Origin of the sequence: Actinomadura chibensis NBRC 106107 (assembly GCF_001552135.1) — a bacterium.
GTDB classification, from domain to species: domain Bacteria; phylum Actinomycetota; class Actinomycetes; order Streptosporangiales; family Streptosporangiaceae; genus Spirillospora; species Spirillospora chibensis.
On the sequence record NZ_BCQP01000017.1, the window covers coordinates 173,843 to 198,803 of the forward strand.

Sequence of the window (24,961 nt, forward strand, 5' to 3'; positions counted from 1 at the left end):
TCCGAGCGTTACCTACCCAAGAGTAGGGAAGGCCCCACACTGGGAACGACCAATTCTGCGTGGGTTCGCTCTCAGCCGTCCTCAGTCGCTCGACTTGCGGTGGGCCACGACGACCTGCACCCGCTGGAACTCCTTGAGCTCCGTGTATCCGGACGTCGCCATCGCGCGGCGCAGCGCGCCGATCAGGTTCATCGAGCCGTCGGCGACCCGGGACGGGCCGAACAGGATCTGCTCCATCGTGCCGATCGTGCCGAGTTCGAGGCGGGTGCCGCGCGGGACGTCGCCGTGATGCGCCTCGCTGCCCCAGTGGTAGCCGCGTCCCGGCGCCTCGGTGGAGCGGGCGAACGGGGACCCGACCATGACCGCGTCGGACCCGCACGCGAACGCCTTCGCGATGTCGCCGCTGTTGACCATCCCGCCGTCGGCGATGACGTGGACGTAGCGTCCGCCGGACTCGTCCATGTAGTCGCGGCGGGCGGCGGCCACGTCCGCGACGGCGGTCGCCATCGGCACGGCGACGCCGAGGACGGTCCGCGTCGTGTGCCCGGACCCGCCGCCGAACCCGACGAGCACCCCCGCCGCGCCGGTGCGCATCAGGTGCAGCGCGGCCGTGTACGTGGAGCAGCCGCCGACGATGACGGGGACGTCCAGGTCGTAGATGAACTGCTTGAGGTTCAGCGGCTCGGCGCGGCTCGACACGTGCTCGGCGGACACGGTCGTCCCGCGGATGACGAACAGGTCGACGCCCGCGTCGATCACGGCCTTGTGGAACTGGGCGGTGCGCTGCGGCGACAACCGCGCCGCGACGGTCACCCCGGCCTCGCGGACCTCCGCGATCCGGCGGCCGATCAGCTCCTCCTTGATCGGCTCGGTGTAGATGTCCTGGAGGCGCTGGGTGGCGCGGACGGTGTCCAGCGAGGCGATCTCGGCGAGCAGCGGCTCGGGGTTCTCGTAGCGCGTCCACAGCCCTTCGAGGTCGAGGACGGCGAGCCCGCCGAGCCGTCCGACCGCGATCGCGGTGGCCGGGCTGACGACGCTGTCCATCGGCGCGACGACCAGCGGGATGTCGAACCGGTAGGCGTCGATCTGCCAGGCGACGCTGACCTCCTCGGGGTCGCGCGTCCGCCGCGACGGCACGATGCCGATGTCGTCGAAGGCGTACGCCCGTCGGCCGCTCTTGCCCCGGCCGATCTCCACCTCAGCAGCCACTGCGCCCTTCCTCCACGTGGTCCGGTGTTCCCGCAGGCGGCGGGAACGAGCCCCGGACGAGCTTACGTCAGCCCCACCCGCACCGAGCTACCGCGCCTCCCCAGACGCCCGACCGGCCGCCACAACCCCGCCCGAACGCAAAAACCCGCAAGCCCGCGTGGACGCGAAAAGACCAGCCATCCCGCGGGGACGGCCGCAAGGCCCCACGAAAGGCCCACAAGACCCAGGAGCGCCAGCGTTGCCCTTGGACGCGCCAACGGCCCCGGCTATCGTCCCCCAACGGCCCCGGCGCTTGGACGCGGCGGCCGTCCTAGCCCTTGGACGGCCAGCCCCCCGGCGATCGGGCCCCAGCGGCTCCGGCGCTTGGACGCGGCGGTCCTGCTGCTTGGACGCGGCGGCCGTCCTGGTGCTCGGATGCGCCAGCGGCCCCCGCGAGCGGCCTCAGCGGCTCTGGCGCGCTTGGATGCGGCGGCGGCACGGGGCTTGGGGCCGCCAACGGCCCCCCGCGCTCGACCCCGACAGCTCGGCGGTTGGACGCGGCGGCGGGCCTGGCGGCTTGGTGCTTGGGCGTGGTGGGTCTGGGGGTTGGGGTTAGCGGCCCTGGTAGTTGGGGGCTTCTACGGTCATTTGGATGTCGTGGGGGTGGCTTTCGCGTAGGCCGGCGGCGCTGATTCGCATGAGCTGGCCGCGTTCCTGCAGTTCGGGGATCGTGCGGGTGCCCGCGTACCACATCGACTGGTGCAGGCCGCCGACGAGCTGGTGCGCGACGTTGGCGAGCGGCCCGCGGTAGGGCACCTGGCCCTCGACGCCCTCCGGGATCAGCTTCTCCTCGGCGGACACGTCCGCCTGCGCGTACCGGTCCTTGGAGAACGACGCGCCGCGCTCCCGGTTGCGCATCGCGCCGAGCGACCCCATGCCCCGGTACGACTTGTACTGCTTGCCGTGGACGAAGATCAGCTCGCCCGGCGACTCCTCCACCCCGGCGAGCAGCGACCCGAGCATCACCGTGTCCGCGCCCGCGACCAGGGCCTTCGCGATGTCGCCGGAGTACTGGAGGCCGCCGTCGCCGATCACCGGGACGCCCGCCTCCCGCGCCGCGCGGGCCGCCTCGGAGATCGCGGTGAGCTGCGGGACGCCGACGCCCGCGACGATCCGGGTGGTACAGATCGAGCCGGGCCCGACGCCGACCTTGACCGCGTCGGCGCCCGCGTCCACCAGCAGTTTCGCGCCCGCGTAGGTGGCGACGTTGCCGCCGACGACCTCGACCCCGGAGCCCGCCTTGATCGTCGCGATCGTGTCGGCGACGCCCTTGGAGTGGCCGTGCGCCGTGTCCACCACGATCACGTCGGCGCCCGCCTCGATGAGCGCGCGGGCGCGGGCGATCGCGTCCTCGCCGACGCCGACCGCGGCGGCGACGAGCAGGCGCCCGTCCGCGTCCTTGGTGGAGTGCGGGTACTGCTCGCTCTTGGTGAAGTCCTTGGTGGTGATCAGGCCCTTGAGGCGTCCGTCGGCGTCCACCAGCGGGAGCTTCTCGACCTTGTTGCCCGCGAGCAGCCGGTACGCCTCGTCGCGCGTCACGTCCACCGGGGCCGTGACCAGCGGCATCGGCGTCATCACCTGGCGGACCGGACGGGCCGGGTCGGACTCGAAGCGCATGTCCCGGTTCGTCACGATGCCGACCAGCACGCCCCGCACGTCGGTCACCGGGACGCCGGAGATCCGGTAGCGGGCGCACAGCTCCTCGACGTCGGCGAGCGTCGCGTCCGGCAGGCAGGTCACCGGGTTGGTGATCATCCCGGCCTCGGAGCGCTTCACCCGGTCGGCCTGGTCGGCCTGCTCCTCGATCGGCATGTTGCGGTGCAGGACGCCGATGCCGCCCTGGCGCGCCATCGCGACCGCCGTGCGGGCCTCGGTCACCGTGTCCATGGCCGCCGAGACGAGCGGGATGCGCAGCGAGATCCGGCGGGTCAGCCGGGTCGAGGTGTCGGCCTCGCCGGGCTGCAGGTCGGAGTACCCCGGCAGCAGGAGCACGTCGTCGAAGGTCAGGCCCTGCGGGAGGAACTTGTCGGACTCGGCGGCGGGGTTCATGAGTACCTTCCCGTGGTGGTGGCGGCATCGGGCCAGGTCATGGTGGACCCTGTTCCCATGGTAGGGGCTCTCCCCGGGCCCGGACGGGTCGTTGCGCGGCGCGGGCGCGTGGTCTTCGTGACATCCCGCAACACGCGGGACGGTCCTGTCGATTCCCCCCGCCCGTCCCTTTCCGGCGTTGACTCCGCGTGATCGCCGGCGCACGGAGGGGACAGGGGGGTGCACCACTCCGGGCGCGTGGCAGTAGCGTGGGGGTGTGCACGACGACGCTCCGATCGACCCGTTCGCCGGAGACCCGGAGGATCCGGCGGCGGCGCTCGGCGACCTCGGCGACGACACCGCTCCGCTCAGCGTGACGGAGCGGGAGGACGTGCTGGCCGACCTCGCCGACCTGGAGGTCTTCCGTGCCCTGCTGGAGCCGCTCGGGGTGCGCGGGCTGACCGTCGACTGCGGCGACTGCGGCAAGCTCCACTACATCGACTGGGACCTCCTGCACGGCAACCTGCGCCACCTGCTCGACCAGGGGCTCCCCCGCGTCCACGAGCCCGCCCTCGCCCCCGACCCCGTCGACTACGTGAGCTGGGAGTACGCGCGCGGCTACGTCGACGGCGTGATCGACAGCGAAGAGGGCCACGACGAGAACTGACCCGCGCGCCGGGTCGCGCGGTCAGTCGCGGCCGGAGTACGGGTCGGCGTAGGGGTCCGCGTAGGGGTCGCGGTACTGGTCGAAGCGCTTCTGGGGGCGTTCGCCCGGGCCGGTGAAGCCGGGCCAGCCGTTGTAGCCGGGGTACGGGTCGTCCGAACCGCGCAGCGGGGTCGTCCCGGTGAGCGGGGGGCGGCCCTCGTCGTCCGGGCGCCGCGGGCGCGGACGGTCCGGGAACGGGAACGGGTGCCGCTGGCGTCCCCTGAACGGCTCGTACTCGCGCGTCTCGCCGCCCTGCTTGCGCGCAGTGGGCCGCTCCGGCAGGGGGCGGACGACCGGCGGGCGCCGTCGCTCGGCCACGGCCTCGATGTCGGCGCCGGCGTGCTTGTCCGTCCCGTCGGCGACCCCGGTCACGCGCGGGGCCCGCGCCGCCGCGTCGGGGTGGTCGGCGGCCGCGCCGCCCGCCGCCGCGACCCCGCTGCCCGCGAGGACGGCGCCGGCGACGCCGAGCGCCACGATCGTGCGGGGGCCGCGCCGCCGCGGGCCCGGCCCGGGACCGGACGGCGGCGGCGGCGCGGGCTCGGGCCCGGACTCGCACCCGGCGCCCTGGTCGTCCACGTCGATGATCAGTGCCCGCAGCAGCCGCACGGCGGGATCGGGCTCGTCGGCCTGCTGCCGTCCGCGCCCGCACTCGCCTCCGGAACGCTCCGCCGCGCCACCGGCCGGGGCCGGGGCCGAACCGCAGGGCGTCGCGGGACCGGACGCCTCGGCCGGCGCGGCCGCCTCCGGAACCGCCGCCGACGGGACGGCGATCCGCCGCGCCGCCAGGGACTCGATGATCGCGTCGCTGCGCCGTACCGCGCCGAGGTCGGCGGTGGGGAGGATCGGCGCGCCCCGGGAGCCGGTTCGGGGGCCTCGCTCCGTCAAGCGATCGACTCCTCTCTGGCCATGGCCCGGAGCCGGGCGAGGGCCCGGTGCTGCGCGACCCGTACCGCCCCCGCGGACATGCCGAGGACGTTCCCCGTCTCCTCGGCGGACAAGCCCGCCACCACCCGCAGCAGCACGAGTTCGCGCTGGTGCTCGGGCAGGCGGGTGAGCAGGTCGCGGGCGCGCTGCGCCTCGATGTAGCGGACGACCGTCTCCTCCGGCCCGGGCCGGTCGTCCGGGCCGTCCGGGAGGTCCTCGGTGGGCACGGCCGCGCGGACGGCGCTGCGCAGCGCGTCCGCGATCTTGTGGGCGGCGATGCCGAAGACGAAGGACGCGAACGGCCGCCCCATGTCCCGGTAGCGGGGCAGGGCGGACAGGACGGCGATGCAGACCTCCTGGGCCACGTCGTCCGCGATGTGGTACTGCCCGGACACCCGGCCGAGCCGGGCCCGGCAGTACCGGACGATCATCGGCCGCACCTCGCCGATGAGGGCCTCGATGGCCCCCGGGTCGCCCTGGACGGCGAGGTTCGTCAATTCCCTGAGATCGCCGTCGGCGGCCTTCGCCGCGCGCAGCACCCGAATCCCACGGCCGGTGTCGTGGGGTGGAGGGGCGAGCCCTCCCGAGGGTTCGGCAGTGCGCGCGGTCATGGTCCCGGCGTAGCTTCCCTCGGTCACGTCAAGCATGATGCCCAGCAGTCTCGGGCGTGTCTCCACCGCCGAGTACAACAGAATGGTCACAGTGCTGGATGAACCCTGGGGATACTACGCATCGCGGTCTGTCCGCTGCGCCCCGTGCCCGGTTATCCACAGGCTACCCACAGAAACACGGGCCGCCCGCGGAAACGACGAGACCCCCGTCCGGACGGACGGGGGTCTGCCGACGATCACCAGGCGGGACGAGCCGCTCGCCCGCGCCCGGCGCGGTGATCACAAGCGGATCGGACGCGGATCAGTGGCCGTGCCCGTGGCCGTGGCCGTGGCCGCCGCCGGCGGGGGCCTCTTCCTCCTCCGGCTTGTCGACCACGAGCGCCTCGGTGGTGAGCAGCATGCCCGCGATCGAGGCGGCGTTGGTCACCGCGGAGCGGGTCACCTTCACCGGGTCGATGACGCCCTGGGCGACCAGGTCGCCGTACTCGTCGGTGGCGGCGTTGTAGCCGTTGCCCGGGTTCAGCGCCTGCACCTTGGAGACGACGACGTAGCCCTCCTGGCCGGCGTTCTCGGCGATCCAGCGCAGCGGCTCGGCGAGCGCCTTGCGGACGGCCTCCGCGCCGGTGGCCTCGTCGCCGGACAGCCCGAGGGTGTCGAAGCCCTCCTTGGCGACGTGCACGAGCGCGCTGCCGCCGCCGGAGACGATGCCCTCCTCGATGGCCGCGCGGGTCGCCGAGATGGCGTCCTCCAGGCGGTGCTTCTTCTCCTTCAGCTCCACCTCGGTGGCGGCGCCGACGCGCAGCACGCAGACGCCCCCGGCCAGCTTGGCGAGGCGCTCCTGCAGCTTCTCCCGGTCCCAGTCGGAGTCGGAGTTCTCGATCTCGACCTTGATCTGGTTGATCCGGGCGCTCACGTCGTCGGCGGAGCCCTCGCCGTCGACGATCGTGGTGGCGTCCTTGTCGACGGTGATGCGGCGGGCGCGGCCGAGGTCGTCCAGCCCGATGGAGTCGAGCTTGAGGCCGATCGCCTCGCTGACGACCTGGCCGCCGGTGAGGGTGGCCATGTCGCCGAGCATCGCCTTGCGGCGGTCGCCGAAGCCCGGCGCCTTGACGGCGACGGACAGGAAGGTGCCGCGGATCTTGTTCGCGACCAGCAGCGCGAGGGCCTCGCCCTCGACGTCCTCGGCCACGACGAGCAGCGGCTTCTTCGTCTGGGCGACCTTCTCGGCCAGCGGCAGGAACTCCTGCACGTTGGAGATCTTGCCGTCGACGATGAGCACGTAGGCGTCCTCCAGGACGGCCTCCATGCGCTCGGCGTCGGTCACCATGTGCGGCGACAGGTAGCCCTTGTCGAACTGGAGGCCCTCGGTGAACTCCAGCTCGAGGCCCATGGTGTGGGCCTCCTCGACGGTGATGACGCCGTCCTTGCCGACCTTCTCGAACGCCTCGGCGATCAGCTCGCCGATCTTCGGGTCCTGCGCGGAGATGGTCGCGACGTGCGCGATCTCGCCCTTCTCCTCGACCTCGCGGGCCGACTTGAGGAGCTGGTCGGACACGTACTGGGCGGCCGCGTCGATGCCGCGCTTCAGCGCGAGCGGGGACGCGCCCGCGGCCACGTTGCGGGTGCCCTCACGGACCAGCGCCTGCGCGAGGACGGTCGCCGTGGTGGTGCCGTCGCCCGCGATGTCGTTGGTCTTGGTCGCCACTTCCTTGGCGAGCTGGGCCCCGAGGTTCTCGTAGGGGTCCTCCAGCTCCACCTCGCGGGCGATCGTGACGCCGTCGTTGGTGATCGTCGGCGCGCCGAACTTCTTGTCGATGACGACGTTGCGGCCGCGCGGGCCGATCGTCACCTTGACGGCGTCCGCGAGAGCGTTGACGCCGCGCTCAAGAGCCCGGCGAGCGTCCTCCTCGAACTCCAGGATCTTCGCCATGCGGATACTCCTCTTTCACGCGATCCGCCCCGGCAGCCCCGCCGAAGGCGGCGCCGACCGGGGCGGGTGCATCACGTTCTCGGTGATTACTTCTCGATGACCGCGAGCACGTCGCGGGCCGAGAGGACGAGGTACTCCTCGTTGTTGTACTTGACCTCGGTGCCGCCGTACTTGCTGTACAGCACGACCTCGCCGACCTTGACGTCGACGGGGACGCGCTCGCCCTTGTCGTCGACGCGGCCGGGGCCCACCGCGATGACGGTGCCCTCCTGGGGCTTCTCCTTCGCCGTGTCCGGGATCACCAGGCCGGAAGCGGTGGTGGTCTCGGCCTCAAGCGGCTGGACGACGATACGGTCCTCAAGCGGCTTGAGAACAACCTTGGTGGCGGTCGTCACGATCTGACCTCCCCTTCGATTGGTCCTCGGCCGACCACATCGGGCCGGCCAGCACATGTGACAGAAGAGGCGACCCTGGACCGGCCTGCCGTCGCGGGTGCCAGACCGACCTTCGTCGCTGTATTGGCACTCTCGTATGGAGAGTGCCAGTCATGGAGACTATTCCGTGCCCGGTAACCCGTCAACATGGACACGGACGCACACGTCAGCCGTTCCTGCGCGTTCACCGGCCGCTAACTTCGGCGCATGGACATCGCGTCGTTCGCGGCCCTGCGCGGGCCGTCCGGCCGGGCGGTCCTCGCGGAGGCGTCCGGAGCGGACGTGAGCGAGGGCGGCCTCCTCGCGACGGCGTCCCGGCTGCGCGAGCGGCACGACCCCGCGCTCGTGGCCGCCGCGCTGACCCAGGTGCGGCTGCGGCAGCGCGCGCGGGTCAAGTTCGGCGCGGACGCCGACCGCATGTACTTCACCCAGAACGGGCTGGAGCAGTCGACCCGTGCGAGCGTGGCTTCCCACCGTGCGCGACGGTTCGCCGACCGTCTGCCTGGGGGACGTGTCCTGGAACTGGGGTGCGGCATAGGCGCGGACCTCATCGCACGGGCACGGGACGGTCTCCCAGGCGACGGTGTGGAGATCGACCCGCTGACGGCCGAGGTGGCAAGGGCCAACGTGTCCGCGCTGGGGTTGGACGGCCTCGCGTCCGTCCGCGTGGGTGACGCGACCAAGGAAGACCCGGACGGGTACGACGCCGTTTTCGCCGACCCCGGACGACGCACCGCGCGGGGCAGGGTGTTCGACCCGCGTTCCTACGAGCCGCCCTTGGACGCCGTCCTGGAGAAGGCCGGACGGGTGAGGGCCGCCTGCGTCAAGGTCGCTCCGGGGATACCGCATGAGGCCGTCCCGGACGGCGCCGAAGCGGAATGGGTGTCGGTCGGGGGCGACGTCAAGGAGGCGGCCCTGTGGCTTGGCGAATTCGCCGGGGACGTGGGGCGCCGCGCCACGCTGCTTACCTCTGACGTCGATCCGCAGGTGTGGACGCTGACTCCGTCTGGCCAGGACGTCCCCGATGTACGCGAATGGGGACGTTATCTGTACGAGCCAGACGGGGCCGTCATTCGCGCCCATCTGGTGGGCGAGGTCGCAGCGTCGGTGGACGGCGGCCTCGCCGATCCGCACATCGCCTACATCACGTCCGACGCGCTGCGTCCCACGCCTTTCGCATCCGTGTACGAGGTCGAGGACGTCGTGCCGTTCTCGGTCAAGCGGCTGCGCGCGGAGCTGCGCCGCCGCGAGGTCGGCGTGCTCACGGTGAAGAAGCGCGGGTCGGCGGTGGACGTCGAGCGCCTGCGCCGCGACCTGGGCTTCGGCGGGCGGCGCCCCGGCCACGGCGCGGCCGAGCTGACGCTGGTGGTGACGCGGGTCGGGCGCGACCCGGTCGCGCTGCTGGCGCGTCCCGTGCCGCAGGCGCCGCCGGGCTGACCCGCCCGGAGCGGCGCCGGACGCCGATCAAGTCCAAAGATCTCCCCGCGGCCGGAGCACGCCAAGCGGGGCCGCGCGACGCGCCATGCCCGGGCAAATCCTCGGCCTTTTCGGCATTGCGTTGACCGGCGATTGCGGGCGGCGGGCAAGGCCCCCGCCGGGCGCCGGAATCGGCGCGCCGGGATCGGCCGGACCGGGAAACACCAAGGCAGGTTCAGCGGCGGCACTTCGGCGTCCCCGAATGCGCCGCCGAAAATGGCCGGGGACGCGCCGCGCGGCGGCTCCGCCCATCCGGCGCCCGCCGGCCGCGCGTATCCCGGGGCGCCCCGCGAACGACCGACGTTGGACGAGATGTACGGATAGATCGCCGTCGCATGCCCGTCCCGTCCACCCCCCATCCAGGGACATAACCCACGTAATCACCGCAATAGCCGCGAAGCGGGAATAAGTCTGATCCAACACCAAGACTCTCCAACCGCCCCAGCTGGATAACAGGCGCATTCCACCGAACTCACAATGTTCTCTGCTAGCCGTTATCGGCGCCCTCCGCACGCACTACAGTGGCCTCTCCAGAGATTCATTGCCGTGCGTCAATTCGTCGCGCCGGCACACGAAGGAGCGTCGGGTGGAAACGAATCACAACTTCCTGCAGACGGGGGGTCAACCGGTCTCGGATCGGATGCGGGAGTTGCTCGCCCGGGCGGCGCAGGACCACGTCTATGAACAGCGCTCCCAGGGCCAGGTCCTGGACGAGATCCGCCAGCGGCTGGAGGGCATGGAGTGGCTGCTGCGCGAGGTCCGGGAGCGGGAGCTGACCGGGCTGACCGGGCAGCTCGACACCGTCCGCGGCCAGGTCGACACCGTCCGCGGGCAGGTGGACGAGATGGTCGGCAAGCCCCCCGAGTGGGCGGAGGGGCTCGCCGAGCACATCGAGACGTTCGGCGAGCGGGTCAAGCCGGTCGCCGAGCTGCCCGCGCTGTGGGCCGACGTCGGCGTCGTCGCCGAGAACGTCGACGAGGGGCTGACCCGGATCCAGGCCGTCCTCGACTCCGCGCAGGCGATCACGGACGCCACCCAGCAGGCGTCCCAGCGCATGGACGAGATGACGAAGCGGCTCGACAAGCTCCAGGGCAGCATGGAGGCCGCGTCCGTCCGCTTCAACCGGCTCGACAAGTCGCTCGCCGAGCTCGGCCACCGCTCCGAGCGGCTCGAACACTCCGTGAACGGCGTCACGGCCCGGGTCGACCAGGCGCTCGGCGAGATGGCCGAGCGGATGGAGCAGGGCCTCGACGCGATCGGCGGGCGCGTCGAGGGCGTCGGCGGCCGCCTCGACGGCCTGGACGGGCGGCTCGACGGCGTCGACGGCCGCCTCGAAGGCGTGTCCGGCAAGCTCGACGGCCTGGACGGCAGGTTCGAGGGCATCGACGGCCGCCTCGACGGCGTCACCGAGCGGATCAACCGGCTCCCCGCCACCCTGGAGATCGCGGAGCTGCACCGGCTGCTCGGCGAGCTGGCGCGGCGCCCGGCGGCCGACTACGGCGACCGGTTCGACGCGCTGGAGAAGCACCTCGCCGAGGCCGTCGACCCGCTGATCGAGGAGCTGCGCGCCCGGCCGGACCGCGACGAGGTCAAGGCCACGATGTCGGAGATCGCCGAGACCGCCTACAGCGACGTCGCGCGCCGCATGGACGAGTTCTCCCGCCGCTTCGAGGACGTGCACGAGGACGTCCGCAAGCGGATCGAGGGCATCCACGAGCAGGTCGCGACGCGGATCGACGGCGCGCTTGAGGAGTTCACCGCGCAGGTCGACCTCGTGTCCCGCAGCGTCGAGTCGGTGCACGCCGACGTCGCGAAGCAGGTCGAGTCCGTGCACCAGGAGGTGTCGCGGCAGGTCGGCGGCGTCCACGAGACGGTCGGCAAGCGGATCGGCGACATCCACGCCGACGTCACCCGGCAGGTCGGCGTCATCCACGAGGACGTCGCGAAGCAGGTCGGCACCATGCAGGAGGACGTGGCCCGCCAGGTCGGCGGCGTCCAGGAGGAGTTCGCGCGCCGCGTGGAGGGCATGCAGGACGAGGCGGGCCGCCGCGCCGACGCCGCCCAGGCCGAGTTCGCCAAGCGGGTCTCGCACGTCGAGGACGAGGTCGGACGCAAGGTCGACGGCGTCCACGACGACGTGTCCAAGCAGGTCAACGCGGTGCACGAGGACGTGCTGAAGCGTCTTTCCAACCTGGAGGAGACGATGCTCGCCCTCGCCGAGGCGCTGCTGCGGCCGCGCCGCGACACCAAGGACTGACCGGCGCGAGCCTGGCGCGACGAACGGGCGGGGCCGCTCAGGCGGCCCCGCCCGGACGCGTCCTGGCGGGGCCGGACGGGCCGGGCGGCGGCGCGTGCCGCGCCGCGATACCCATCGGGATCCGCGACGTTTGTCCGGCATTCGGGTGAGACCACCAAAACTATTCCGTCACGGCACCGCGATGACGTGCAATTTGTTACGTTCCGTCTTCGCAAAATCACTCCCAATACCCTTCGGAATCCGTTTTCATGGATCAGGTGACGCACACACCGGCTCCCTGCCTGCCGACCGGCGCCCCACCCGGACGCAGCACGCTGCGCTGGGTCGAGGAGTGTCTCGGCCGGGGCGCCGAGGTCCGCATGGTGCGGCCGCTCGCGGGCGGAGCCGCGCACGCCAACCACGCGCTGCTCGTGAAGAGCCGCTCTGGCGAGGCGCACCGGCTCGTCCTGCGCCGCTGGACGGCCCGCGAGCCCGCGCCCGCGCGGCGGCACGGCTCCGAGTTCTCCCCGGAACGCGAGATCGCCGCGCTGGCGCTGCTCGCCGGGTGCGAGATCCCCACCCCGGCCCTCGTCGCGGCCGACCCGGCGGGCGCCTACTGCGACGTCCCCGCGCTGCTGATCACCCGGCTGGGCGGGCACCCGCCCCGGCCGTCCCCGGACGACCTGCCCGAATACCTCATCCAGCTCGCCGCCGCCCTGCTCGCGGTGCACGCGCTGAACGGCGCGGCCACGATGCCGCCCTACGTCCCGCACAACCGGCTGGACGCCCGCGTCCCGCCGCGGCACGCGCTCCGCCCGCGGCTGTGGGAGCGGGCCTTCGAGGTCGCGTCCCGGCCCGCGCCCGAGGCGCCCGCCCGGTTCATCCACCGCGACTACCACGCCGACAACACGCTGTGGTCCTACGGCAAGCTGACCGGCGTGGTCGACTGGTCGGACGCCTCGTCCGGCCCGATCGCCGTCGACATCGCCCGCATGCGCCGCGGCCTCGCCCTGCGCTACGGCACGTCCGTGGCCGACCGCTTCCTCGCCGCGTTCGACCAGGTCTCCGGCGGCCACCCGCACGACCCGTACTGGGACGTCCGCAGCGTCCTCGACCTCCTCCCGGAGGACGGCGACCGCGTCATGGACGAGGCCCACGTCCCCCTCTACGAGGACTACCTCTCCAACCTCCTCGCCCACGCCTAGCGAGGCCACTCCTAGCGTGCCCGGGCCTAGCGTGCGGGGCGCGCGAGGCCCGTCTGGTAGGCGATGACGACGAGTTGCGCGCGGTCGCGGGCGCCGAGCTTCGTCTTGGCGCGCTGGACGTGGGTGCGCGCGGTCAGCGGGCTGATGAACAGCTCCGCGGCGATCTCCGCGTCGGACTTCCCGTCCGCGACGAGGAGCGTCACCTCGCGTTCGCGCGCGGTGAGGGCGGCGAGGTCGTCCGGCGAGGCGAGGCCCGCGCCGGGCTCGGGAACGGCGAGGAACCGGGTGATCAGCGAGCGGGTCGCCGTGCCGGACAGCAGCGCGTCCCCGGCGGCGACCGTGCGGATCCCGGCGAGCAGGCCGTCCGCGGAGACGTCCTTGCCGAGGAACCCGCTGGCCCCGGCGCGCAGCGCGCGGGCGACGTGCTCGTCCGTCTGGAACGTGGTGAGGATCAGGACGCGGGTGGACGCCAGCTCGGGGTCGGCGCAGATCGCCTCGGTCGCGGCGAGGCCGTCCGAGCCCGGCATGCGGATGTCCATGAGGACGACGTCGGGACGATGGACGCGCGCCAGCTCGACGGCCTGCCCACCGTCCGCGGCCTCGGCGACGACCTCCATGTCGTCGGACGAGTCGATCAGGATCCGGAAGGTCGCCCGCAGCAGAGTCTGATCGTCGGCGAGCAGCAAACGGATGGTCATCGAGTTCCCTATGAATGGATGGGTAGTTCGGCTGTGACGGCGAAGCCGCCCTCGGGACGACGGCCCGCGCGGAGGCGTCCCCCGGCCGACCGCGCGCGCTCCCGCATCCCGATCAGGCCGAACCCGCCGCCGGAGGCCGCGGGGCGGGGCCCTGCGCCGCCGTCGTCGCTGACCGTGACGGTCAGCGTGTCGCCGTCGTAGGAGAGCCTCACCTCGGCGGTGTCCGCACCGGCGTGCTTGGCGACGTTGGTGAGCGCCTCCTGCACGATGCGGAACGCGGCCAGGTCGACCCCGGGTGAGAGCGGCCGCCGCTCCCCGTCGACCGTGACGGTGGCGCGGAGCCCGGCCGAGTCGAACGCGGAGACCAGCTCGTCCAGCCGCCCGAGGCCGGGGGACGGCTCCAGCGACTCGGGATCGTCGGACCGGCGCAGCAGGCCGACGGCGGCCTGGAGCTCGCGCAGCGCGGCGGCGGTCGTCCGGCTCAGCTCGCCGAGGATCTCCCCGGCCTGCTCCGGGTCGGTGCGGACGATGTGCGCGGCGGTGCCCGCCTGCGCGTTGGCGAGGGCCATGTGGTGGGCGACGACGTCGTGCAGCTCCCGGGCGATGCGGACGCGCTCCGCCGCGACCCGGTGCCTGGCCTCCTCCTCGCGGGTGCGTTCGGCGTGCTCGGCGCGGGCGTGGGCGGCGTCCAGGTAGGCGCGCCTGCCCCGGACGGCCGCGCCGGAGACGAGCGCCACGATGATCCAGAACGCGGGGGCGAACGTCGCGACCTTCTGGGCCTGGTCGTCCTCGACGGCCCACTGCGCCGCGGCCGCGAACACCACGATGCCGATCACGCCGTACACTCGCGCGACCCGCTCGGGAACGCGGACGCCCAGCGCGTAGAACGCGACGACCAGCGGAATCATGTACTTGTGGGTCACCGGATAGCCCGTGCCGCCGGTGACGACCGTGCAGAAGACGACGAACGAGGCGACCGCGCCCGGATGCCGGTCGCGCCACACCAGGGAGAGGCAGGCGGCGGTCGCGGGGAGCGTGCCGGGCCACCAGCCAGCGGCGGTGTCGATGTACTGCCCGATGGTGATCGTGTACACGAGCAGCAGGAAGCCCGCCTCGGCGACGCGGGGATGCCGGTCGGCGAACCGCCGCCAACTTGTGGTCATGAGGTCCTCTCCCGGATTCCCTGTACTCCCATCGGACGGGTGGGGGCCGACCCCGCGGCCGGCCCCCACGTCGGGCCAGGTCAGACGCGCGCCGTCGGCGGCTCGGCGGAGACCGGCGCGAGCGGCGGCACCCGGTCGCGCAACGACTCGCCCTCCACGTCGACGCGCGGCAGCACCCGGTCGAGCCGGCGCGGCAGCCACCAGGCCCGCCCGCCGAGCAGGGCGAGGACCGCGGGCACGATCACCATCCGCACGACGACGGCGTCGAACAGCACGGCGGCGGCGAGGCCGAAGCCGACCATCTTGACCATCATCCCGGCGCCGGTCATGAACCCGCTGAAGACCGCCATCATAATCAGCGAGGCGGCCGTCACGACCCGGCCGCTGTGCCGGAACCCGGTGACCACGGCCCGGCCCGGCGCCTCCCCGTGGACGTGCGCCTCCCGCATCCGCGAGACCAGGAAGACCTGGTAGTCCATGGCCAGCCCGAAGCTGATCCCCACCAGGAAGATCGGCAGGATGCTCATGATCGGTCCGGGCTGGTCGACGCCGAAGATCCCGGCCCCGTGGCCGTTCTGGAACACCGTGACGATCGCGCCGAACGCCGCGCCGATCGACAGCAGGTAGCCGAGCGCGGCCTTGAGCGGCACCAGCACCGAACGGAACACCAGCAGCAGGAGCAGGAACGCCAGGCCCACGATCGTCGCGAGGTAGGGGATCAGCGCCTTCTGCATCTTCGCGCCGACGTCGATGTTCAGCGCGGTGGCGCCGGTGACCTCGAAGGTCGCGCTGGCGGCGGACTCGATCGCGGGCCGCCCGGCCCGGATGTCCCGGACGAGGTCCTTGGTCTCCTGGCTGGTCGGCGCCGTGGCGGGCGTCGCGGTCAGCACGGCGGTCGTGCCCGCCTCGTCGAACTGGGGCGGGGACACCGAGACGACGCCCTCGGTCGCGGCGAGCTTCGCGCCGATCGCCGCGGCGGCGGCCTGCGGGTCGCGGGCGGCGGCCGCGTCCACAACGACGGTCAGCGGGCCGTTGAACCCGGGGCCGAAGCCCTTCGCGAGCGCGTCGTAGGCGCGCCGCTCGCTGGTCGACGTGGGCTTGGCCTCGTCCCCCGGCATGCCGAGCCGCATGTCCAGCGACGGCAGCGCGACCGCGCCCAGCGCGGCGACCGCGACGAGCAGCACCGGCACCGGCCGCCGCACGACGAACCGAGCCCAGCGCGCCCCGAACCCCTCGCCCCCACCGGCGACGCGCCCCTTGCGGGCACGGCGCGCGAGGACGGAGTCCGGCAGGAACCCGAGCAGCGCCGGGACCAGCGTCAACGCGACCAGTACGCCGACGACGACCGCGCCCGCCGCGCCCATGCCGATCCTGGTCAGCATCGGGACGCCGACCACCGACAGCCCGATCAGCGCGATGACGACGGTGAGCCCGGCGAACACGACGGCGGTACCGGCGGTGCCCGCGGCGAGCCCGGCCGCCTCCCGGGGTTCGTGGCCCTTGCCGCGCTCCTCCCGGTAGCGGGAGACCACGAACAGGGCGTAGTCGATGGCGACCGCCACGCCGAGCATCATGGCCAGCTCGCCCGTCGACGGGGACAGGTCGAAGACGTTCTGCAGCGCCGTGATCGACATGAGGCTGACGAACACCCCGATGATCGCGGTGACCAGCGACAGCCCGGCGGCGGCCAGCGACCCGAAGGTGATCAGCAGGACCACGGCGGCGACGCCGATGCCGAGGATCTCGCCGGCCCCGCCCGCGGGGTCGGTCTCCAGCGCCGACCCGCCGACCTCGACCGTCAGCCCCGTCGCCCGGGCCTGCTCGACGGCGGCCCTCAGCCCGTCCTTGCTCGCCTCGGTGAGGTCGTCGGCCGTCACCTTGTAGACGACCGTGGCGAACGCCGTGGAGCCGTCCTTGCTCACCGTCCCCTCCTTGAAGGGGTTCTCCACGCCGGCGACCTGCGGGCCCTTGGCCACCCGGGTCACCAGCGCGTCGACGGGCGCGCGGTTCCCGGCCGCGGTGATCTTCTGCCCCGGCGGGGCGGTGAACACGACCCGGGCGTCCGCCCCGTCCGCCGCCGCGCCCGGGAACTTCGCGTTGACGTGGTCGAAGGCCCGCTGCGACTCGATCCCCGGCATCGAGAACGACTCGGACGGGGCCTCGCCCGCGCCCTGCGCGCCGGCGAACGCGGCGGCCAGGGCGGCGAGCCACAGCAGCGCCACCCAGCGGCGCCATCTGAAGGCTCCGCGCCCAAGCCGGTACAGGAAGGTCGCCATGGAGGATCTCCGAATCTGGTGTTGGGAACCACACCAGGCTTTCCGGAGACCCCCTGTCGCGTCGTCCTGCCAGTCAAGGCATTCGGGCTACTGAATTCCGAGTACGGGGATCAGAGGGTGACGGACTCGATGGGGAGGCTGGAGTCGGCCGGGAGTTCGAGGTCGGACGGCGCCGCCCCGGTGGCGACCAGCTCGGCGCCGAGCGCGGCGACCATCGCGCCGTTGTCGGTGCACAGCTTCGGGCGCGGGACGCGCAGCCGCACGCCCGCCGCGTCGCAGCGCTCCTTGGCGAGCGCCCGCAGCCGCGAGTTCGCCGCCACCCCGCCGCCGATCAGCAGGTCGTGGACGCCGTTGTCCTTGCAGACCTTGAGGGCCTTGCGGGTGAGGACGTCCACCACGGCCTCCTGGAAGGACGCCGCCACGTCCGCGACCGGAACCGGCTCGCCCGCGCGCTCCCTGGCCTCCACCCAGCGCGCCACCGCCGTCTTCAGGCCGGAGAAGGAGAAGTCGTAGGTGCCGTCGTCGTACTTGCCGCGCGGGAACGCGATCGCGGCCGGGTCGCCGTCGCGGGCCGACCGGTCGATGATCGGCCCGCCCGGGAAGCCGAGCCCGAGGACGCGGGCGACCTTGTCGAACGCCTCGCCCGCCGCGTCGTCCACGGTCGCGCCGAGCGGCCGGACGTCGCCCGCCACGTCCGGGACGAGCAGCAGCGACGAATGCCCGCCCGACACCAGCAGCGCCACGCACGGCTTCGGCAGCGGCCCGTGTTCGAGCTGGTCGACGCACACGTGCGCGGCCAGGTGGTTCACGCCGTAGAGCGGCTTGCCGAGCGACAGCGCGTACGCCTTCGCGGCGGCCACCCCCACCATCAGCGCGCCCGGCAGGCCCGGCCCGGCCGTCACCGCGAACGCGTCGACGTCGGTGAACGCCACCCCGGCGTCGGCGAGGGCACGCTCGATCGTCGGCCCCATCGCCTCCAGGTGCGCGCGGGACGCCACCTCCGGCACCACCCCGCCGAACCTGGCGTGCTCCTCCACGCTGGACGCGATCGCGTCGGCCAGCAGCGTGTGCCCGCGCACGACGCCGACGCCGGTCTCGTCGCAGGACGTCTCGATGCCGAGCACCAGCGGCTCGTCCCGAATCACCTGTTCCCACCTTCCAGCGGGAGGCGCGCGCGCTTCGCGGCGGTCACAGCGCCTCCTTGTTGAAGCCCATCGGCGGACGCTCGCGCAACTGGCGGCACATGACGACCGCGTCCACGTTCGAGGGCTGGTAGTAGCGTTTGCGGACCCCGACCTCGGCGAACCCGAACCGGCGGTAGAGCCGCCTGGCCGGGTCGTTGTCGGCGCGGACCTCCAGGAACACCGCCTCGCTGTCGCGGCGGGCCGCCTCGTCCAGCAGCTCGGTGAGCAGCAGCGCGCCGACGCCGGACCGGCGCCGGTCGGCGCGGACGCCGATCGTCTGCACGTCGGCCTGCCCGCCCGCGGCGGCGAGGCCCGCGTAGCCGACGATCTCGCCGCCGGGCTCCACCGCGACCACATAGTGCCGCGTCCGCGGCTGGTCGTCGAGCTCCCCGCCGAGCAGCTCCATGCTCCACGCGTCCTCGGGGAACAGCGCCTTCTCCAGCTCGTGGACGGCCCGAAGGTCCGCGCGGTCCATCGCACGCAGGACGACGCCCCGCGCCTCCCGGTTCGCTTCGCTCATACCGGCACCTCGTGGGGGTCAACCCCCCACACCCCCCGGTTCGCTTCGCTCATACCGGCACCTCGTGGGGGGACGACCCCCCACACCCCCCGGTTCGCTTCGCTCATACCGGAGTCACCCTCTTACGCGGCCCCGGCTCACGAGCGTCGGGCCTGCGCAGGTACAGCGGCTCGGGCGGCAGGAGGGCGGGGCCCTTCCGGCCCGAGAGGCGGGCGACCGTCAGCTCCGCGAGCGCGCCCGCGCCCGGCAGCAGCGGCTCGTGCCCGGAGCCGCCGAGGACGTCCGGGTAGAGCGCGGCGCCCTCGCCGATGACCGGCAGCCCGGCCGGGGCGCCGTCCAGGACGGCGGACGCCGGGCCCACCGCCGGACCGGTCGCGCGCTCGCGGCACGAGTCGTACCGCGCCCAGTAGACCTCCTTGCGGCGGGCGTCCGTCGCGACGGCGAACGGCTCCTCGCGCCCGCTCGCCCAGGCGATCACGTCCAGCGTGCAGACGCCGTGGACGGGGACGGCCAGCGCCTCCCCCATCGACCGCGCGGTGACGAGCCCGACGCGCAGCCCGGTGTAGGGGCCGGGGCCGACCCCGACGGCGATGGCGCTGAGGTCGTCCGGCGCGGCGCCCGCCACCGCCATCACCTTCGCGACGGACGGTGTGAGCAGCTCCGTGTGCCTTCGGCGGTCGACGGTCTCGGCCACGGCGCGGGGGACCGCCCCCTCGCCGGGCGTCCATTCGTACAGCGCCACGGTGATCGCGGCGGTAGCGGTGTCGAAAGCCAGGACCAGCACGGGTTGAAAGCCTACCGGCCGCGCGGCCGGTCGCGTCACGACTGGTCGAGACCCTGGAGGGCGGCCTTGGCCGCCTCGACGGCGCCGTCCATCGCCGCGCGCGACGACAGCGGGTCGCCGTCGTCGGAACCGGAGTAGTGGATCGTCACCAGGACGTTCCCGACCCGGACGTTCCCGATCGCCTCGCCGGAGCCCTGCTTGTCGTCCGCGCTGTAGACGACGTAGCCCTCGTCGCCGACGCCGTCCAGCCGGGTCTTGTCGGTCAGCTCCTGGCCCGCGAGGAGGCCCTTGCCGGACTCGTCGGCCGTCCGCTCGGCCGCGAACGTCGTCCGCGCCGCCGCCGTGGGCGACCGGGTCCCGCCGCCGGTGTCGGTGATCGCGCGCAGCTCGACGGTGAGCTGCCGCTTCCCCGACCCCGCGTACGCGCCCCACACGCACTGGTTCTGCTGGTCGCCGCCCTGGTAGTTGTCTGCCTCGGTGCGCTCGGCCTTCGGCGCGAGCCGGTCGACGAGGGCCTGCGGGACGATCGCGCAGGAGTCGGGGACGGCGGTCCGCTCCCCCTTGGCCGGGGGCGTGTCGGTCGCGCCGCTGCCGACGACCCGCCCCGTGTCGTCGTCCCCGCTCGCGCCCACGCCGCTCAGGACGACGAAGACCGCGAGCGCGCAGATCCCGACGCCGACCCCGACGACGCCCAGGACGGCCGCGAGCCGATGCCCGCTCCGCCGCTTCCGGACGACCCGGTGGCTCCCCGTACGGTACTCGCCGCTGCGATGGCTACCACTCACCGGATCCCACTCCTGCTTACGGCAATCGATATGTCGCGAAAGTGAGGTTCGTTCCGGCAAAGAGTACGACATGTCGTCGTAAAGTGGTTTAGCCAGAAGGGGTCAATCCGCGTGAAGATCCAGGTCGGACCAGCGGTGCCCCACCCCGACGATCCTTACTTCGCGCTCTTCGCCGGGGCCGTCCCCGCGCGAAATGATCATTTCCAGCCGGTCGTCGGCGAGGCCCTCGGCGAGCCCTTCTCCCCATTCCACGATCGTCACGGATTCGTCGAGAGAGGCGTCGAGATCGAGGTCGTCCAACTCCGCGAACCCGCCCAGCCGGTAGGCGTCCACGTGCACCAGCGGCGGCCCGGCGGCCAGCGACGGATGCACCCGCGCGATCACGAACGTGGGCGAGGTGACCGGGCCGCGCACCTTCAGGCCCTCGCCGATGCCCTGGGTCAGCGTCGTCTTGCCCGCGCCGAGATGTCCCGTCATCACCACCAGGTCGCCGGGCCGCAGCAGCCCGGCGAGCCGGACGCCGAGCTCCCGCATCGCCTCCGCCGTGGGCACGGTGACCGTCGTCGCCTTCACGCGGTGCGCTCCTCCTCGTCGTAGCGGGGCCGTTTCCGCGGGGAGCGGCGGCCCTTCACACCCTTCACGCCCTTCGTGCCCCCAGTATTCTTCGTGCCCCCAGTATTCTTCGCGCCTCCGGCGCCGGGATGGACGCTCTCGATCAGCCGCCGCAGCCCGCCGGTGATCACGCCCGGGTACTCCAGCGGCAGCACGTGCCCGGCTTCGTCCACCTCCACCAGCTCCGCGTCCGGGAGCGCCTGGGCCATCCGGCGGGAGTGGACGGCCGGGGTGAGCCGGTCCTGCCCGCCCGCGAGGATCAGCGTCGGCACCGACCCGAGGACGCCGAGGCACGCCTCCTTGTCGTGCGCGATCAGCGCCGGGTAGAACTCCGCGATCACGTCGATCGGCGTCCCCCTGATCATCTCCTCCAGGAAGCCGACGACGGTGGGGCTCACGTGCGGGTCGGCGAACGCCATCTTGCGCGTCACGACGAACGCGAGGTCGGCGCCGAGCCCGCGGGCCCGCTCCACCAGCTCGGCGCGGCGGCCGAGGCCGCGCAGCGTCCGCGGGGCCAGCGGCCGGACGAGCTTCGCCAGCGCCAGCGGCAGCCCGAGCGTCATCTCCGCCATGTCCCCGCAGGACGTGTTGACCAGCGCGACGCCCTTCACCTGCCGCTCGAACAGCTCGGGGCGCCGGTCCGCCAGCGCCATGATCGACATGCCGCCCATGGAATGCCCGGCGAGGACCACCGGGTGGTCCGGCGGGACGGTCGCCTCCAGCACGGCGCGCAGGTCCTCGCCGGTCTGCTCGATCGTCGCCCGCTCGGGGTCGCTGCGCCCGGAGCGGCCGTGGCTGCGCTGGTCCCAGAACACCATCCGCAGCGAGCCCCGCAGGTCGCGGCGCTGGTAGTGCCAGGAGTCCTGGTTGAGGGTGTAGCCGTGGCCGAACACGACGGTGAGCGGGGCGTCCTCGGGGCCGTCCACCTCGACGTGCAGCGGGACGCCGTCGTCGGCCTCGACCGGCACGACCTCGCCGCGCAGCTCGCCGAACGGCTCGCCCGCGTCCGGGTCGGGACGCAGCCGCACCCGGCCGACCGCGATGTGCCGCAGCCCGACGGCCGCGCCCACGCCGGCCGCGCCGGCGCCCGCCACCGCGCCCGCGAGGCCGAGCCCGCGCCTGCTGATCGTGCCCATCCACGCGCCCCCTACAGCGCCCCTCCCGGGTACGCCCTCGGTACCCGGGACCCGATGCGGGTGACGATCTCATACGAGATCGTCCCCAGCGCGTCCGCCCACTCCTGCGCCGTCGGCTCGCCCCGGTCGCCCGGGCCGAACAGGACGATCTCGTCGCCCGCCGACAGCGGGTCGTCGCCGAGGTCGATGACGAACTGGTCCATGCAGACGCGGCCGGCGATCGTCCGCCGGCGGCCGCCCGCCAGGACCTCCAGCAGGTTCGACCCGTGCCGGGGTATCCCGTCTCCATACCCCACGGGCACCACGGCAAGAGTCGTGTCGCGGGCGGTCGTGTAGGTGTGGCCGTACGACACGCCGCTCCCGGCGGGGACGCGCTTGACCAGCGCCGCGTCCGCGACCAGCGTCATCGCGGGGCGCAGCCCGAAGTCGCCAAGGCGCGGCACGGGCGTCAGCCCGTAGATCGCGATCCCCGGCCGGACCAGGTCGAACCTGGCCTCCGGCAGCGTCAGCGTGGCCGCCGAGTTCGCCAGGTGCCGGACCTCGAACCGCGCGCCCGCCTTCTCCGCGTACTCGGTCATGTCGGTGAACGCGCCGATCTGCGCCGCGATGGACGGGTGCCCGGGCTCGTCCGCGCAGGCGAAGTGCGACATGACGCCCACCACGCGCACGTGGCCGAGCGCCTCCGCCGTCAGGGCCGCGTCGACGAGCTCCTCCCAGTCGTCGCCGCCGCGCGCGCCGCCCCGGGACATGCCGGTGTCGGCCTTCAGGTGGATCCGCGCGGGCCGTCCGGCCCGCTCGGCGGCCTGGGCGACCTCACGGAGCGTCCACATCGCGCCCACCATCAGGTCGACGTCGCGGGCCACGGCCTCCTCGTAGGGCTCGCCGGGCACGCCGACGCAGGCCAGCGTCCGGACGGCGATGCCCGCGTCGCGCAGCCGCAGCGCCTCGCCGAGCTTCGCGACGCCGAGCCAGGTCGCGCCGCCCGCGAGCGCCGCCCGCGCGGCCTCGGCCAGCCCGTGCCCGTACGCCTCGGCCTTGACCATGGCCATGACCTCGGCGCCCGCCGCGCGCTCGCGCAGCAGCCGGATGTTGTCGGCGATGGCGCCGAGATCGACGCGCGCCTCCGCTGGAACCTTCATGAACACCAAGTGTGCCGTCCTCGCGGCCATGCCCGGAGCATCATCGCCCAGCTCATGGCCGGTTCGTCCGTTCCAAGAGCGCCATCGTTGACCCTCTCGTCCAATAAGACACGAATACCCGACCCGAGGTTCAACCCGGCCGTACCACCCACCGAAACCCCGCGGCTATCCGACCGGCGCGGACGGCAGGGGCTCGCCCCCTTGCACCGCGCGGTACGCGTGGGGAAGCGCCGTGATCACGTCGTACGCGCTGATCGGGGACGCCGGGCCGGGGACGGGGGCGGAGGCGAGGCGGGCCGCGAGGCCGTGCAGGTAGGCGCCCGCGGCGGCGGCGTCGATGGCGGGCATCCCGCCCGCGAGCAGCGCCCCGATCAGCCCGGACAGGACGTCGCCCGTGCCCGCCGTGGCGAGCCGCGGGGTCCCGGTCGGGTTGACGCGGACGGGCCGGTCCGCCTCCGCGACGAGCGTGGTGGACCCCTTCAGCAGGACGGTCGCCGACAGCTCGGCGGCGGCCCGCCGGACGTGGTCGAGCCGCGCGGCCTCGATGTCGTCGCGTCCGGCGTCGACCAGCCGGGACAGCTCGCCCGCGTGCGGGGTGAGGACGGTCGGCGCGGCCCGGCGCAGCAGGTCGCGGCGGCGGGCGAGGACGGTGAGCCCGTCGGCGTCCACGAGGACGGGCAGGTCGGTCGTGAGCACGGCCTCCACCAGCGACTCGGCGGCGTCGCCGGTGCCGAGCCCCGGCCCGACCACCCACGCCTGGACGCGTCCGACGCGCTCAAGGATCTTCGGTTCGTGCGGGCCGGGCGGCAGGACCGTGGTGACGGCCTCGGGCCAGCGCTGCCGGACCAGCTCGACCGGGTGGGCCACCGACGCGAACCGCACCATGCCCGCGCCGCCGTGCACGGCTCCCCCGGTGCTGAGCACGGCGGCGCCCGTGAACGCGTCGCCGCCCGCGATGATCCCGACGACGCCGCGCCGGTACTTGTCGGACTCGGGGCCGGGCTCGGGCGGCTGGACGTCCGCCGGCCGGGCGGCGACGACGTCCGGGTCCGGCAGGTCGGGGCCGAGCCCGATGTCGACCAGCTCGACCACGCCGCAGTACGACGCGCCCGGGTCGATCAGGAGGCCCGGCTTGTACGTGCCGAAGGTGACCGTGACGTCGGCCTGGACGGCGGCGCCCTCGACGCGCCCGGTGCTGGCGTCCACGCCGCTCGGCACGTCGCACGCGACGACGACGCCCGACGCCTGCGACGCGAGCGCGGCGTACCGGGCGTGCGGGTCGCGGAGGCCGCCCGTCCCGCCGATGCCGGTGAGGCCGTCGATGATCAGGTCCGCGGCGGCGATGGCGGCCTCGGCGTCCGGCGCGCCGACCAGGCGTCCGCCCGCCGCGCGCAGTGCCGCCAGCCCGCCCTCGTGGATCTTGGAGCCCGCCTGGACGGCCCGCACCCGCGCCCCGCGCCGGGCGAGCCGCGCCCCCGCGTAGAGGGCGTCGCCGCCGTTGTCGCCGCCGCCGACCAGCAGGACGACCCGCGCCCCGTACACGGCGGGCAGCAGCCGGGCGCACACCGCGGCGAGCCCGGCGGCGGCACGCTGCATGAGCGCGCCGTCCGGGAGCCGGGCCCTCAGCGCCCCCTCCGCGGCCCGCACCTTCCCGACCTCGTGCGCGTACCTCATCGGCGGCTCCCCACGTAGATCACACCCTCAGCGTCCCACGCGCACGCCCCGTCCAACCCGCCTCTCCCGGTGGACGCTTCCACAATTCGCACGTTGCGCTGCAACTTTCGGTGTCATGTGCGCGAAAGAATCATCGGCCGTAGAATCTTCCTCAGCCGGTCCGAAGTATTCGCACTGCGGCACTCAGGTGCG

At 73.5% G+C, this 24,961-nt stretch carries 21 protein-coding genes; 4 read left to right on the plus strand and 17 right to left on the minus strand.

Annotated elements, in window-relative coordinates:
* Positions 1–81 precede the first annotated feature (81 nt).
* Together ACH01S_RS11200 and guaB are read right to left on the minus strand one after the other, a co-directional pair.
* Positions 82–1,197: a GuaB3 family IMP dehydrogenase-related protein gene (locus ACH01S_RS11200; protein WP_067888974.1), complete on the minus strand. Its 1,116-nt coding sequence runs from the start codon at positions 1,195–1,197 to the stop codon at positions 82–84.
* Between the two features lie 603 nt (positions 1,198–1,800).
* On the minus strand, positions 1,801–3,297 hold the full coding sequence (gene guaB, locus ACH01S_RS11205) for an IMP dehydrogenase (protein WP_067888977.1): 1,497 nt from the start codon (positions 3,295–3,297) through the stop codon (positions 1,801–1,803).
* 256 nt (positions 3,298–3,553) lie between these two features.
* Here guaB and ACH01S_RS11210 point away from each other — a divergent pair, with 256 nt between their 5' ends.
* Complete coding sequence (locus ACH01S_RS11210) at positions 3,554–3,943, plus strand: DUF5319 domain-containing protein (protein ID WP_067888980.1); 390 nt, start codon at positions 3,554–3,556, stop codon at positions 3,941–3,943.
* A gap of 21 nt (positions 3,944–3,964) precedes the next feature.
* Here ACH01S_RS11210 and ACH01S_RS11215 read toward each other — a convergent pair whose 3' ends face one another.
* From ACH01S_RS11215 to groES, 4 genes are all read right to left on the minus strand, one after another.
* Positions 3,965–4,867, minus strand: coding sequence for a hypothetical protein (locus tag ACH01S_RS11215; RefSeq protein WP_067888983.1), 903 nt, complete (start codon positions 4,865–4,867; stop codon positions 3,965–3,967).
* A complete protein-coding gene (locus ACH01S_RS11220) occupies positions 4,864–5,451 on the minus strand; it encodes a sigma-70 family RNA polymerase sigma factor (RefSeq protein ID WP_067889770.1) in 588 nt (195 codons plus the stop codon). The genes ACH01S_RS11215 and ACH01S_RS11220 overlap by 4 nt, the downstream gene beginning before the upstream one ends.
* Before the next feature lie 367 nt (positions 5,452–5,818).
* On the minus strand, positions 5,819–7,447 hold the full coding sequence (groL, locus tag ACH01S_RS11225; protein ID WP_067888986.1) for a chaperonin GroEL: 1,629 nt from the start codon (positions 7,445–7,447) through the stop codon (positions 5,819–5,821).
* An 86-nt stretch (positions 7,448–7,533) separates the two neighbouring features.
* Positions 7,534–7,842, minus strand: coding sequence for a co-chaperone GroES (groES, locus tag ACH01S_RS11230; protein WP_067629509.1), 309 nt, complete (start codon positions 7,840–7,842; stop codon positions 7,534–7,536).
* A gap of 246 nt (positions 7,843–8,088) precedes the next feature.
* Here groES and ACH01S_RS11235 point away from each other — a divergent pair, with 246 nt between their 5' ends.
* From ACH01S_RS11235 to ACH01S_RS11245, 3 genes are all read left to right on the plus strand, one after another.
* The gene (locus ACH01S_RS11235) at positions 8,089–9,318 is read left to right on the plus strand and encodes a DUF8688 domain-containing protein (protein ID WP_067888990.1); all 1,230 of its coding nucleotides are present in this window, start codon (positions 8,089–8,091) and stop codon (positions 9,316–9,318) included.
* 625 nt (positions 9,319–9,943) lie between these two features.
* Complete coding sequence (locus ACH01S_RS11240; protein WP_083980558.1) at positions 9,944–11,614, plus strand: apolipoprotein A1/A4/E domain-containing protein; 1,671 nt, start codon at positions 9,944–9,946, stop codon at positions 11,612–11,614.
* 248 nt (positions 11,615–11,862) lie between these two features.
* Positions 11,863–12,798, plus strand: a complete 936-nt coding sequence (locus ACH01S_RS11245; protein ID WP_067888996.1) for an aminoglycoside phosphotransferase family protein — start codon at positions 11,863–11,865, stop codon at positions 12,796–12,798.
* Positions 12,799–12,824: 26 nt separating this feature from the next.
* On the opposite strand, the gene ACH01S_RS11250 is transcribed toward ACH01S_RS11245, so the two are convergent.
* The 11 genes from ACH01S_RS11250 to ACH01S_RS11300 form a co-directional block, all read right to left on the minus strand.
* Entirely contained in the window at positions 12,825–13,496 is a 672-nt protein-coding gene (locus ACH01S_RS11250) for a response regulator transcription factor (protein WP_067888998.1), read from the minus strand.
* Positions 13,497–13,504: 8 nt separating this feature from the next.
* Positions 13,505–14,659 (minus strand): sensor histidine kinase, encoded by a 1,155-nt coding sequence (locus tag ACH01S_RS11255; protein ID WP_067889001.1) that lies wholly within the window; start codon positions 14,657–14,659, stop codon positions 13,505–13,507.
* An 80-nt stretch (positions 14,660–14,739) separates the two neighbouring features.
* On the minus strand, positions 14,740–16,935 hold the full coding sequence (locus tag ACH01S_RS11260) for an MMPL family transporter (protein WP_067889004.1): 2,196 nt from the start codon (positions 16,933–16,935) through the stop codon (positions 14,740–14,742).
* Between the two features lie 110 nt (positions 16,936–17,045).
* On the minus strand, positions 17,046–18,077 hold the full coding sequence (gene tsaD, locus ACH01S_RS11265; protein ID WP_067889773.1) for a tRNA (adenosine(37)-N6)-threonylcarbamoyltransferase complex transferase subunit TsaD: 1,032 nt from the start codon (positions 18,075–18,077) through the stop codon (positions 17,046–17,048).
* Positions 18,078–18,123: 46 nt separating this feature from the next.
* On the minus strand, positions 18,124–18,639 hold the full coding sequence (gene rimI, locus ACH01S_RS11270) for a ribosomal protein S18-alanine N-acetyltransferase (RefSeq protein ID WP_067889007.1): 516 nt from the start codon (positions 18,637–18,639) through the stop codon (positions 18,124–18,126).
* Positions 18,640–18,742: 103 nt separating this feature from the next.
* Positions 18,743–19,423: a tRNA (adenosine(37)-N6)-threonylcarbamoyltransferase complex dimerization subunit type 1 TsaB gene (gene tsaB / locus ACH01S_RS11275; RefSeq protein ID WP_067889010.1), complete on the minus strand. Its 681-nt coding sequence runs from the start codon at positions 19,421–19,423 to the stop codon at positions 18,743–18,745.
* Between the two features lie 35 nt (positions 19,424–19,458).
* Complete coding sequence (locus tag ACH01S_RS11280) at positions 19,459–20,208, minus strand: hypothetical protein (protein WP_067889013.1); 750 nt, start codon at positions 20,206–20,208, stop codon at positions 19,459–19,461.
* Positions 20,209–20,310: 102 nt separating this feature from the next.
* Positions 20,311–20,781 carry a tRNA (adenosine(37)-N6)-threonylcarbamoyltransferase complex ATPase subunit type 1 TsaE gene (gene tsaE, locus ACH01S_RS11285; protein ID WP_067889016.1) on the minus strand — a complete coding sequence of 157 codons (471 nt, stop codon included), beginning with the start codon at positions 20,779–20,781 and terminating at the stop codon, positions 20,311–20,313.
* Positions 20,778–21,956, minus strand: coding sequence for an alpha/beta fold hydrolase (locus ACH01S_RS11290; protein WP_067889019.1), 1,179 nt, complete (start codon positions 21,954–21,956; stop codon positions 20,778–20,780). Before ACH01S_RS11290 ends, tsaE begins: the two co-directional genes overlap by 4 nt.
* 11 nt (positions 21,957–21,967) lie before the next feature.
* Positions 21,968–23,095 (minus strand): alanine racemase, encoded by a 1,128-nt coding sequence (gene alr, locus ACH01S_RS11295; protein ID WP_067889776.1) that lies wholly within the window; start codon positions 23,093–23,095, stop codon positions 21,968–21,970.
* Between the two features lie 165 nt (positions 23,096–23,260).
* Complete coding sequence (locus tag ACH01S_RS11300; RefSeq protein WP_067889022.1) at positions 23,261–24,769, minus strand: bifunctional ADP-dependent NAD(P)H-hydrate dehydratase/NAD(P)H-hydrate epimerase; 1,509 nt, start codon at positions 24,767–24,769, stop codon at positions 23,261–23,263.
* Positions 24,770–24,961: the final 192 nt, after the last annotated feature.